This is a genomic window from Candidatus Methanodesulfokora washburnensis, from assembly GCF_003947435.1.
Classification (GTDB): Archaea; Korarchaeota; Korarchaeia; order Korarchaeales; family Korarchaeaceae; genus Methanodesulfokora; species Methanodesulfokora washburnensis.
Window position 1 is genome coordinate 26,233 of sequence record NZ_RCOS01000087.1, and the last position, 12,103, is coordinate 38,335.

13 protein-coding genes are annotated in these 12,103 nt (G+C 44.1%); 9 read left to right on the forward strand and 4 right to left on the reverse strand.

The window, feature by feature from the left end; translation table 11 throughout:
- Positions 1–119: 119 nt before the first annotated feature.
- Entirely contained in the window at positions 120–698 is a 579-nt protein-coding gene (locus D6D85_RS07275) for a metallophosphoesterase family protein (RefSeq protein ID WP_125671407.1), read from the reverse strand.
- Positions 699–933: 235 nt separating this feature from the next.
- Positions 934–1,572 (reverse strand): IS607 family transposase, encoded by a 639-nt coding sequence (locus tag D6D85_RS07280; protein WP_125671408.1) that lies wholly within the window; start codon positions 1,570–1,572, stop codon positions 934–936.
- A 67-nt stretch (positions 1,573–1,639) separates the two neighbouring features.
- Here D6D85_RS07280 and D6D85_RS07285 point away from each other — a divergent pair, with 67 nt between their 5' ends.
- From D6D85_RS07285 to D6D85_RS07300, 5 genes are all read left to right on the forward strand, one after another.
- Complete coding sequence (locus tag D6D85_RS07285; RefSeq protein WP_125671409.1) at positions 1,640–1,945, forward strand: hypothetical protein; 306 nt, start codon at positions 1,640–1,642, stop codon at positions 1,943–1,945.
- Positions 1,946–1,954: 9 nt separating this feature from the next.
- Entirely contained in the window at positions 1,955–2,956 is a 1,002-nt protein-coding gene (locus tag D6D85_RS07290) for an ArsA family ATPase (protein WP_125671410.1), read from the forward strand.
- On the forward strand, positions 2,953–3,993 hold the full coding sequence (locus D6D85_RS07295; RefSeq protein ID WP_125671411.1) for an ArsA family ATPase: 1,041 nt from the start codon (positions 2,953–2,955) through the stop codon (positions 3,991–3,993). Before D6D85_RS07290 ends, D6D85_RS07295 begins: the two co-directional genes overlap by 4 nt.
- 105 nt (positions 3,994–4,098) lie before the next feature.
- Positions 4,099–4,245 carry a hypothetical protein gene (locus tag D6D85_RS16250; RefSeq protein ID WP_161969743.1) on the forward strand — a complete coding sequence of 49 codons (147 nt, stop codon included), beginning with the start codon at positions 4,099–4,101 and terminating at the stop codon, positions 4,243–4,245.
- 16 nt (positions 4,246–4,261) lie between these two features.
- Positions 4,262–4,759, forward strand: a complete 498-nt coding sequence (locus D6D85_RS07300) for a hypothetical protein (RefSeq protein ID WP_125671412.1) — start codon at positions 4,262–4,264, stop codon at positions 4,757–4,759.
- Here the strand turns inward: D6D85_RS07300 and D6D85_RS07305 are convergent.
- Positions 4,734–5,348 (reverse strand): hypothetical protein, encoded by a 615-nt coding sequence (locus D6D85_RS07305; protein ID WP_125671413.1) that lies wholly within the window; start codon positions 5,346–5,348, stop codon positions 4,734–4,736. The genes D6D85_RS07300 and D6D85_RS07305 overlap by 26 nt on opposite strands.
- 131 nt (positions 5,349–5,479) lie before the next feature.
- On the opposite strand from D6D85_RS07305, the gene D6D85_RS07310 reads away from it, so the two are divergent.
- Positions 5,480–7,186 (forward strand): carbon starvation CstA family protein, encoded by a 1,707-nt coding sequence (locus tag D6D85_RS07310; RefSeq protein ID WP_125671414.1) that lies wholly within the window; start codon positions 5,480–5,482, stop codon positions 7,184–7,186.
- A gap of 82 nt (positions 7,187–7,268) precedes the next feature.
- Positions 7,269–7,508, forward strand: coding sequence for a transcription elongation factor 1 family protein (locus D6D85_RS07315; RefSeq protein ID WP_125671415.1), 240 nt, complete (start codon positions 7,269–7,271; stop codon positions 7,506–7,508).
- A gap of 52 nt (positions 7,509–7,560) precedes the next feature.
- On the opposite strand, the gene D6D85_RS07320 is transcribed toward D6D85_RS07315, so the two are convergent.
- A complete protein-coding gene (locus D6D85_RS07320; RefSeq protein WP_125671416.1) occupies positions 7,561–8,112 on the reverse strand; it encodes a 2-oxoacid:acceptor oxidoreductase family protein in 552 nt (183 codons plus the stop codon).
- Between the two features lie 239 nt (positions 8,113–8,351).
- Here D6D85_RS07320 and D6D85_RS17215 point away from each other — a divergent pair, with 239 nt between their 5' ends.
- Both D6D85_RS17215 and D6D85_RS07330 read left to right on the forward strand, forming a co-directional pair.
- Positions 8,352–8,720, forward strand: a complete 369-nt coding sequence (locus tag D6D85_RS17215; RefSeq protein WP_373695743.1) for a DNA-directed RNA polymerase subunit RpoH/Rpb5 C-terminal domain-containing protein — start codon at positions 8,352–8,354, stop codon at positions 8,718–8,720.
- Between the two features lie 9 nt (positions 8,721–8,729).
- Positions 8,730–12,098 carry a DNA-directed RNA polymerase subunit B gene (locus tag D6D85_RS07330; RefSeq protein WP_125671417.1) on the forward strand — a complete coding sequence of 1,123 codons (3,369 nt, stop codon included), beginning with the start codon at positions 8,730–8,732 and terminating at the stop codon, positions 12,096–12,098.
- Positions 12,099–12,103: the final 5 nt, after the last annotated feature.

Consider the following 12,103-nt stretch of genomic DNA (forward strand, 5'->3'; position numbering starts at 1 on the left):
GAGCGCTGGGTGTATAAAACTGGGAACTCCTCTTTCAGGTCCGGATAGGAAATCATGAGATCTTGATCAAAAATTTACGGCTTAAATATCCCCTGCTGAGGAAAAACTCATATTGGCTGTTATATCCTGGTGAAATCTGCTTCCCAATTCTCTGTATCTATGATGGCAGCTCTTCCCATGAACGCAGGACCGGGATTCACAACAACAGTATCATTCAGCCTGAATATGGCAGGACTCTCATGTATATGGCCACAAAGGCATGCTTTCGGCTTTAGCTCATTTATTGCATTCCTGATAATCCTGCTTCCAACATGCCTTCCGCTTGACGCAATATCTGCTTTTGTGTCAAGGGGAGGATAATGAGATACCAGAATCCAGTCCCCTTTTACCTCTTTCCTTATCCTGTTGAGATCATGCTCCTCCCTTCTGCCGATTCCTGCCAGAAGGATCCCCTCCACATCTAGGACCTCCCCGTCTAGCAGCATTCCCAGCTCTCTTGCTGTCTCAACAACAGAAATGCTGTCCATGTTGCCCGATACATAAAAAACTCTTGTCCTTCCTGCTAGATCCCTTAATAGACTGGAGCTCTCCGAATCGCCACTTATCACTATGATATCTGCCTTGAGCTCATTAAATGCCCTCAGTATCCTCTCCAAGTCCACTCTTCCATGTATATCGGATAGATGGAGCAATCTCATAGAGGATCACCAAACTTTTAGGAAGATCAATAAAAATCTACTTTAAGGATAGTCCATTCAAACTACATTTAAAGCAGCTCTAGAGTTCAGGACAGACGACAGCCACCTTCTGGTTCTAGAGCAAGCTTCTGGTGCACTTCTTTATCTTTCTGCAGATGCATTCTGCTTTATTTTCATCGCTTAACTTAAAGTTTTTACTTACCCTATCTATTTATTATTAGGATTTTATAAAAAGCTAGCTTCCCATTAAAGAGCTTCTTAGCGTTTCCTCTATTGAATCAAGCTTGCACTCCGGACGTATTTTGCGGGAGAAATCCCTCAATATTTTGATCAGATCCTCTAGGAGTTCTTCCTTCTCCCAAGGAGGCATCTCCCCTTTTGCCACATCTATCTTCACGCCGTATCCTCTTAGAAGCCTCTCTATGCATTTAAAGTGGAATCTGAAGAGCCTGTCGCTGTAGGCAACCACTATTACATCGACCATCCCATTCAGAACCATGTCTATGATCTCTGATATTCCTTTTCTCTCATCATCCAAGCAGGATGATACCTCCTCTATCACCCTCACTACTTTATATCCCTTTTTCTCACAATAGTTCTTTAAGAAAGACACTTGTCTATCTACCTCATCCCTAAGATCCCTGAAACATGCTCTTGCATATATGACAGCCCTGAGCTTTCCCCTTTTACCTCCTTCAAGTATTCTCTCTACCTCGCTTTTTGGTATCCTGTAATGTCCTCCTCTTGTCCTCACAGCCTTTAGATATCCCGACCTTATCCAACATCTTACAGTTGATTGATGTATTCCCATCATATCAGCTAACTCACTCACTTTTAAATATCCCCTAATGTTGATTTTCTCGATTTCATTCATGAATCTCACAATTTTTTCAGGAAACCTTTATAATTAAAAGTTTCTCCTAGACAATGGGTGATAGCAGATGTTGAGGAGGAAGGAAAAGAAGGAGGAGAAGGAAAAGGAGGGAGAAAAGAAATCTAGCGAGGTTAAGGAGGCAGTAGCAGGCCTTATCTATGGAATGTCTGCTCACGCTGTCACAAGACAGATGCTGAAGACAAGAATGTATCTAGAGCACCTCTTCATGCTGATAACATTAGGAGATATGATGGGGATCCCTATTCTTCCACCGTATTACTCATTAAAGCTCCTTCCATATGCAGTGCCCAACGTGAAGACATGGAAGAGGAGCATGCTGAAGGAAAGAGATGTCACGGATATGCTGTACTGAGGTGTCCTCATGCTCTCCCTGAAGGAGTTCTTCGAGAAAAAGCCCAACATAAAGGTCATAGTGAATGCGGGAAAGGGAGGGCTTGGAAAGACTACTTCTAGCGCCGCAATGTCCTACTGGTTTGCCAAAAATGGGAAGAAACCACTTTGCTTCAGCACAGATCCTCAGGCCTCCCTGAGCGATATATTTGAGATGGATATATTCGGAAAGGGGATCATAGAGATCGAGAAAAACCTGTTTGTAGTCGAGATAGATGCAGATAAAAGGATAAAGGAGTTCCAAGAGGAGGTCAGGAACAAGATAAAGACGATGTATGGAATAGATGAGATACCTGAGGAGATAGATGAGTACATAGAGACCTCCGCTTATGAGCCGGCAATGCATGAATCAGCTACATACGATGCAATGGCTGATCTCCTGTCAAAAGGGGAGTTCAATCCATATGTGTTCGACATGCCCCCCTTCGGCCATGGAGTTAGGATGGTGAGCATGGCAAGAATACTCGATGCTTGGATAGACAAGATGGAGGAAACTAGGAGAAAAGCAGCTGAGTACGCACAAGCAGCTGCTTATCTGAAGGGAATTAGCTCCAAAACCGAGGAGGATATCCTGAAGGAGCTGAGAAGCATAAGAGAAAAACTGGATTTCTTCAGGGAAGTTCTCACAGACCCAGATGCCTGTGCATTCTTCATGGTCATAATTCCTGAGAAAATGGCCATATTGGACACAGAAAGAGCTATAGAAATGTTCAGAAAGCTGGATATAGAGATGGCCGGTGTTATAGTAAATCAGGTGTATCCGAGAGAGCTTCTTGAGAGGCCTGATGTGGGGGAGTTCCTGAAGAGGAGGGTTGAGATGCAGCAGGCATATCTTAAGGAGATAAAGGAGAAGTTCGGGGATTATGTGAGAGCAGTTGTTCCAATGTTTGATAGAGAGCCAAAGGGAATGGAGATGATAGCCAAGGTAGCTGAACATCTATTTGAGAAACCAGGTTTGGAGGTGTTTGAATGACAGTTGTTGCGGAGAAGCCTGTTGGTTTTAGGGAATATGTTGAGAGCCACGAGACCCTGAAGTACTTCTTTACAGGAGGAAAAGGGGGAGTGGGAAAGACTATAGCTGCCGCCGGGATAGCAGCTTACTTTGCTAACAATGGAAAAAGGGTTCTGCTGGCATCTCTCAACCCTGTTCACTCTCTCTCCAGCTTGTTTGAGCAGGATCTTTCAGGAGGATTGATAAAACCTGTCAAGGGAATCAGAAATCTTGATGCAGTGGAGGTGGATATAACGGACAAGGTGAACAGCTACAAAAAACAGCTGGCTGACAGGCTCACTTGGTTCCTGAAGTGGGCTGACATACCAATGAAGGCCTCTGAGTTCATAGATATCGCAGCTACAAACCCGGCATTTGAGGAAAGTGCTATGTTCGATGCTGTTGTTGATATAATATTACAGCAGAAAGAGAATTATGATAAAATAGTATTTGATTGTGCAGCAGTGGCAAATGCAGTCAGGCTTCTCGGCCTGAACAAGATTTATGGTCTCTGGCTGAGGAGGATGATAAAGAGCAGGGAGGAGGCTTTGTCACTTAGGGTAAAGCTTTCATTCAGGAAGGAGAAGGCTATGGAGGAGATAAAGAAGGATCCATTAATGGCAGACTTGATAGCTCTGGAGGGAAAGATAAATAAGGCTAGTGCTATTCTGGGTGATCCAAGCCAGACTGCGTTCTTCTTTGTCACTCTACCGCTTGCCCTGCCGATATCTGTTGTAGAGAGATTCATAAACATGGTGAGAGGTTTCAACATAGCGATAGGAGGGGTTATAGTGAATGGAGTTCTTAGAAAGGATCTTGTGGCTGAGGGAGGGACTGAGTACCTGAAGAACAAGTACGAGGAGCAGAAGAGATACCTGAAGATTATAGAGGAGAAAATGGGGCCTCTTGTGAGGGCTGTGATACCACTTTATGAGACTGAGATTGCAGGAATAGACATGATAATGAGAATATCTGAGGATCTTGCAACATGGACTCCTGAGAAAGGACTCCTCCTCTAATCGGGTGAGCTCACGAGGAGGGTAAGGGAGTTTCTGCATGGCTTTGCTGTGCTGCCTCATATAAAGACCCTTGAGAAGCTGAAATTTGAGGAGGATCTGAATTTCATGACTCTGACTGTGGGAGATCTGATAGGTCTTCCCACAGTTCCTTTTTACAAACTTGCACTCTTACCTTACTGGTTTCCTCTGATAGACAAGTGGAGGGAACATGTCCTATCAGAGAGAGGAGCCTTGGAGAAAATTCAGGAATGATTCTGGGTGAGCTTAGGTGGGCAGAAGAACTGTCAACCTTGAGGCAGGAAACATTTTGATGGGAACCACCTCATTTCTCTCTTTTAACATACCGGAGGACTGGAGAGCATTTCCTATCGGTGTTGCTGAGGTGGAGAGCTCTAGAAGAACTGGGGATCGCAGTTGGGTGACTAATGGCTACATTATGGTGGGCCTCTCTTCTGAGAGAGGAGAAGAGGTTTTAATGACGATCAAAACATCAGAACCCATTAAAAAATTTGATATTGAGAGATGGATTCATGATAAAGCCAGAAAGGGAATGTTGCATGGAGTCATCATGGTCAATGGACACAAATGCGGCTATATGATGAACAGAATTGAAAAAGGCATTATCAAAAGGGAAAAACTGATTGAGCTCACTCTCTGCTTTTTCTGTGATATCACCAAAAGAAAAATAGAGATAAAACTTACTGGAAGAAAAGAAGAAAATGTTATGCTGTTTAAGGAGCTCATAGTCGATCTTTCCTGTCATTAGGACAGCATGCTGATGCTATTTTCTCAGCAAGAGGAACTAGAAGCTTGAGAGTATCTTCTTCGACATCGCATCTCATTATCAGATGAGGTTCCTCCTTGGATATAGAGAGCCCTTTCACCTTTATCCTGTCAAAAAGCTCCTTTATCTCGCTGTTCAGCAGTATTCTTGCAGCTTTCGATGCATCATCCGAGAAGAACCTTAGATCACCTAAAATGCCCCATTCAAGCGGTTTTAAGCCATCCCCAGTGCTTGAAAGCCTGAAAGATGGATTGCAGGAGAAGGATGCCTTCAGGTATACCTCATCTTTTTTCCCAGAAGCTTTCTGAAAGATATAGTGGAGGAAATTCTCCCTGTCCATTAGGACAAAGGTCACCTCTACCTTAAAAAGAGGAGATTTCCCATGAAAACTTATTTGAAATCCGCTAGATCCAAATCTCCTAAATCCAACTTTTCTAGTATATCCTTTTATATATGGGGACAGAGCTCTCCAGAGCTCATTTTGCCTCTTCAAATTCATCCTTTTTGCTATAGCATACCATATTGTCATAAAAACTGCTAACAGCAATACTACCAGAAATCCTATCTCCATCTTCACCACTCTTGATTTTATCGATTTTAGCCAACTATATCGGTATTTTCTTTAACTAATTAATGGAAAGGTTTTTATCTAATAAGGATGCAGTTGACATGCGCCGATGATGAAAGAGGAGGTAGTCGAATATGTATCCCGTCTGGTTCGTGATTCTGGCCATAGTGGCGTACTTGCTAGCATACTATGCCTACGCCAAGTGGTATGACAGGAAGGTCTGGGAGCCTGATCCAAAGAGGGCAACTCCGGCTCACATGTACATGGATGGAATAACATTCTTCCCTGTGAGCAAATATGTGCTCTATGGGTTTCAATTCAAGGGAATAGCCGGGTTAGGACCAATATTAGGGCCTTTCGTAGCCCTGTACTATGGATGGATCCCAGCCCTAATATGGATAATCCTTGGTAATTTCTTCATAGGGTGGATACATGATTACACATCCCTCTTCCTCTCGGTGAGGAATGACGGGAAATCGATGGGTCCGCTCTCATATGAGTTGATAAGCCCAAGAGCTAGAACATCCCTGCTTGGATTCCTGTTCTTCTATCTCATACTGATAGTAGCAGTTTTTGCAGTTCTCTGCAGCACTTTCTTCCTCAAGTTCCCTGAGACAGTCTTGGCCACAGTATTCCTGTATATAGGAGGGATAGTGAGCGGCCTTCTTTTGTACAAGGCAAAGACCGGTGTTATAACATCGACAGTAGTGGGTCTTATCATAACAGCTATCGGAATAGTTGCAGGCATGTACTTCCCACTGCCATATCCGCAGCTTGAGCTCTGGATTGTATTTACTTCAATTCTGCTCTTCATAGGGGCAACTATATCCTTGATGTATGTGACACAACCTATCACCTATATTGCATCCTATCCGTGCTTGTTCGGCATAATCCTGTTGATATTGGGTGCTCTGATATCTCCCATAACAAATGTCCCGATACAGCAAACCGCCTGGGGAGGATTTCTGGGAACAACAAATGACTTCTGGAGCCCTGGCCCTATATGGCCCATTCTCACAGTTTCAGTTGCCTGTGGAGCGATATCAGGTTGGCACAGCCTGATAAGCACGTCTGGATCAGCTCCTCAGCTTGATGTTGAGACAGATGCCCTCCCCGTTGCAGCAGGCTCGATGCTCACGGAAGGCCTTCTGGCACTTGCATCCGTCGCTGCTTACATGGTATTAACTCCTGCTGATCTCAAGACTGCTGGAGGGATAAACTGGGCTTCTTTAGTTCTCGGAGCTGTGAAGCTTATCTCACCGTACACAGGAGGAGCTGCTGCAGCACCCTGGATAAGAGCCTTCTTCGGGATGTGGCTTGAGACATTTGCCATAACAATAGGCTTCTTAGCAGTGAGGTTCTTCTGGCTTGTATGGGCTGATGTAGTTGGCGGAAAGAGCCCACTTCTGGGAAACAAGTACGTCGGGGCAATAGTAGGGCTTGTGATAGCGGATATATTTGCATACACAGGAGCTTGGCAAAACATATGGCTGCTGTTCGGAGGGTCGAATCAGCTTCTTGCAGGCCTAGCCCTCACCTTGGTGACGATATACTTAGCTAAGCTGAAGAAACCAACTGCATACACATTCTGGCCAGCAATATTCATGATAATAACCTGCGAAGCGGCCCTTCTGTTTGAATCAGCTGTTTTCTTCAGAGCAGTAGCCATAGGGAAGCCTCTAGGAGCTGGAATGATGCTGAAGTATCCTGGAATTGCCCTTACTCTGAATGCAATATTTGGAATAGTTGGCCTTGTGCTATTTGTGCTGGGGCTTGTAGTGGCTTATGACGGATTGAAGAGGTACTCTGAATACAGGAAGGCTGCTAGCAAGACCTCTTAGCTTCCTTTTCTTCTTTTTTATTTTTATAATCTCTAGGGAAGCTTTTTAATGTTCCCTTAGATCCCGTGAAGGAGGTGATAATCTGGGAAGGAAGAAGAGAAGGAGGACCTTTGCTCTCAAAAGGGTTAAGAGACAGTCATCCATGTTCAGATGCCCCTCATGTCAGCACACTTCTATTGTGATAGATATCGATAGAAAAGCTGGAATTGCAAGGATAAGCTGCATAAACTGCGGCTTGAAAAGGACGATTGAGGTGGGAGAGGAGGAAGAACAAGTAGATGTATACGCTAGGTTCTATGATTCTTTCACAGAGGGAACATGAAAATAACAAAATTCAAATCATTTTTTACTATTTCTTGTTAAAAAAATAATAATTAAAGTTCGATTACTTTGGTTTCATTATAAGCTCTTTCAGCCGCATCGATGTTTATCTTGGCTATTCTTGGGCCAAGCACATCCAATATTGCTTTCTTCACATTTTCAAGGCTTATTAACCCCGTTACTTTGGAAAATGCTCCCACCATAGCTGTGTTAGGCCTAGGTAAGCCCTCTGAAACTAGGCCAAGGTCTAAGGCTATTCTAGTTGCGTTCACTATTGCTATCTTAGATGGCCTGCCCATTGGCTCCAGCTTCTCCGAGTTTGCCACGACAATACCCCCGTTTTTCAGCCCCTTCCATGAATCTTCCGACCTAACAAGAGCTGGATCCATTATCACAATTATATCTGGCTCATATATCTGGCTTCTGAGCTTTATCTCCTCCTTTGATATTCTGGTGAATGCCGTTACGGGAGCTCCTCTTCTCTCAGCTCCAAAGAATGGAAAGGCTTGGGAGTAATACCCTTCATAAAAAGCAGCTTTTGCAGCTATTCTAGAGGCAACAACTCCCCCCTGTCCACCTCTTCCATGCCATCTTATCTCGATCAATATAGCACCCCAGCCCTCTAGCAGGTTTTGGTTAAAAATGTTGATGAAAAATCCGCATGATTCATAATTAAATAGTGCAGCGGGGTTATTCGATTAAAATTAGATTAATAGACTTTTAGGTAATTATTTATAAAATTTACGTATGGAAGTTTATAAATGATCACCTATATATCAAAGAATAAATTTTAAAGTTACCAGAAAATATCTTTATATAGCCCCTAGAAAACTACTCCCATTGAGTGGGTGAGGGTGTCCCAGGCTTGGCCAAGAAATCCACTAAACCCAGGAAAAAGAGGGTTAAGAAGGGAGTTAAAGAAGTTCCGGCTGAAAAGAAGGTTTTAAAGAAGGAAAAAGTTGTGATTGGGGCTGAGAAGAAGGAGGCCGAAGCGGAAATCGACATATCATCCCACATTCTTGTGCCGAAACATATAAAGCTGAGCGAGGAAGAGGTAAAGGAGCTGGAGAATAGGATAGGAGATCTCCAGTTGCTGCCCAAGATAAGGATAGATGATCCCGCTATAGCGAAGCTTAAGGCCAAGCCTGGGGATGTGATAAAGATACTAAGACCTGATGAACCTGTTCCATACTATAGAATAGTTGTTGCCTGAGGGAGAGATATGAGAAAAACTGTTGAGAAATCAGTTGTTGAGGAGGTTGATTTTTACCCTTTAGTTTTGGCTTTCTTCAGGGAGAGAGGTCTCGTTGATCCCCAGATAGAGAGCTTTAACAGATTTCTGGATAGAGGACTTCAGGAGGTTATAGAAACTTTCAAGGAGATAGAGCTGATAGAAGGATACAAGCTGGTGCTCAAGGGAATCACAATTGGAAGGCCTGAGATAGATGAATATGATGGAGCAAAGCTTCCAATACTTCCTGTTGAGGCAAGGCTCAGAAATGCCACATATCAGGCCCCGATGGAGCTAGAGATCTCAGTTTATTCATCTGGAATGGAGCTTAAGACTGAGAAAATACCGATAGGACATCTCCCTATAATGGTGAAGTCAAAGGCCTGCAGGCTTTATGGCTTGGATTATGAGAAGCTTGAGGAAGTGGGTGAGGATCCTCTTGATCCAGGCGGCTACTTCATAATAAATGGATCTGAGAGAGTTCTTGTGATAAGGGATGATGTGGCGCCAAATAAGGTGATAGTGGAGGAGACTAGAGCTGAGAATAAACCCTACTCCCACTCTGCACAAGTAGTCTCGGAGCTTGCTGGATTTAGGAGCAGACTTTTCATGGAGTACTATTTGAGCGATGGAACAATAAAGGCATCCGTTGGAGGTCTGAGGAAGATACCCGTTGCAATATTCTTCAAAGCCCTGGGAATGATGAAGGATTCTGATATACTTGCCAGCATATCCTCAAATCCTGAGATACAAAACGAGTTCCTATACAGCTTAGAGGATGCTCAAAGAGCTCTTAGATCAGAGGGCACTATTTCAGAAGAGGATGCGCTTGACTTCATAGGAAGAAGGCTTGTTCAAAGCGCTCCCAAGAGGGATAGGATAAGGATAGCCAAGGACTACCTGAAGAACAGGTTTCTACCTCATATGGGCACTAGAGAAGAGGATTTCAAGGCTAAGGCTTATTTTCTAGCTAAAGCAATAGAGAAGCTGATAAGAGTTGTGAGAGGAATGTGTGAACCTGATGATAAAGATCACTTCTCCAACAAAAGGCTTAGGCTTGCTGGAAATCTGATGCAGGAGCTCTTCAGAGATGCGTTTTACCAGTACATAACTAGGCTGAAGGAAAAAGCAGAGGAACAGCTATCCCAAGGAGTGTATGACATAGAGCTAAGGAGAAAGGTCGTGGGAGAGTTATACATAACTAAGAGAATGTTAAGAGCAATGGCAACTGGGGCATGGCCAAGAGGAGAGCTGGGAATAAGCCAAAATCTTGATAGAACGAATTATATGGCTACTTTACATCATGTGAGGAGGGTGAGCTCCAGCCTTCCGCCGGGCCTTCCTCTTCATGAGATAAGGCAGATACATGGAACCTCCGTTGGCAGGCTCTGCCCTCTTGAAACCCCAGAGGGGACAAATGTGGGGCTTGTGAGGAGCTTGGCCCTGATGGCCTCTGTCACATATGGAATCGACATAGAGCCGATAATAAGAAGCCTTAGAGAACATGGGATGAAGCCCATTGAGGAAGCCACTCCAGTGGAGGTCGGATCTCTAGTGCCTGTTTACGTCAATGGAAAGTTAGTTGGTCTAACAGATGATCCAGAGGAGCTTGTGAGCTTCATGAAGAAAAAGAGATTGGAGATAAGCCATGAGATAAATGTAGTCTACATGGCTGAGGAGAATGCAGTTCACATAAATGCTGATTCTGGGAGAGTTCAAAGACCATTGATACCGGTCAACAGGATAAAGGATGCAATATCTCTCTTGGATAAGGTGAAAAGAGGCGATCTGACATTATCTGATCTCTTCAGAATGGGGATAATTGAGTTTCTAGATCCTGATGAGGAGGAGAATGCCGTTGTTGCCTATGACATAAAGAAGATAGGACCTGAGCACACTCATCTGGACTTCGCACCCTATGCAATGCTCGGGGCTGCGGCAAATCAAATACCATATGCAGAGCACAATGCTATACCGAGGGACATAATAGGATCCAACATGGTTAGGCAGGGAATTGGTGCTTACGCATCGAACTGGAGGTTGAGGACTGACAGCAGATCTTACATCCTTTTTTATCCACAGAAACCAATAGTCTACACTAAAGGAGCTGAGATAGTTGGATATCATCTAAGACCAGCAGGCCAGAATTTAGTAGTTGCTTTGATGCCAATGGACGGTTACAATATGGATGATGCTGTTGTCCTAAACCAAGGAGCAGTTGACAGAGGAATGGCAAGAATAGTGGCATTTAGAACGTATGAAGCTATTGCAAAAAGACAGGCTATAATAGAGGGGGATAAGATAGAGAACCCACTTCCATTGAAGAATGTCACTGGAAAACTGGAGGAGCAGAAGTACCAAAAGCTGGGAGATGATGGAATAGTCGATCTTGAGACTTATGTTGTGGGAGGAGATGTGCTCATAGGAAGGACAAGTCCTCCCAGATTTGCTCACAGCTTAATGGGAGTTTCAGGAGGAATGGCCCTTTCCTTCGAGAGAAGGGATACCTCAGTCCTCATGAGGACATGGGAGGAGGGAATTGTAAACGATGTTCTACTTGTCACAACTCCATCTGGAGAGAGACTTGTGAAGGTAAGAGTCAGGGAGGTAAGGCCTCCGATAATAGGTGACAAATTTGCGACTAGGCATGGGCAGAAGGGGGTTGTTGGAATGATATTCAAGGAGGAGGACATGCCCTTCACATCAAGCGGCATAGTGCCTGATATAATACTTGATCCTCATGCAATACCATCCAGAATGACAATAGGTCAGCTAATAGAAATACTTGCGGGCAAACTTGGAGCTCTTAAAGGCACCTTCATAGATGGAACCCCATTCATGAACGAGAAAGTGGACAACATAATGGAGGGACTGAAGAAGCTGGGCTTTGAATACAGCGGGATGGAGATAATGTATGATGGCAGGACAGGCAGGATGATAAAAGCACCTATATTCATAGGGGTGGGATTCTACCAGAGATTGAAACACTTGGTAAGAGATAAGATCCATGCCAGAGCCAGAGGGCAGGTACAGCTCTTAACTAGACAGCCCGTTGAGGGAAGAGCAAGAGGGGGAGGTCTAAGGCTTGGAGAAATGGAGGGGGAGGTTCTTATATCCCATGGGGCTGCTGCTGTTCTATATGACAGGTATGTGGAGAACTCGGACAAAGAAATAGCTTATATCTGTAAGAGGTGTAATTCTCTTGCTTACTTCAATGCGATAACAAACCAGTTCTACTGTCCTAGATGCAAGGACAATGTAGAGGTTTATCCTGTTGTAACAACACACGCAACTACTCTAATGGTGAAGGAGCTCATGTCAGGACTCATAGATGTCAGGCTGAGGGTTGAGGAGATATAGGGGGG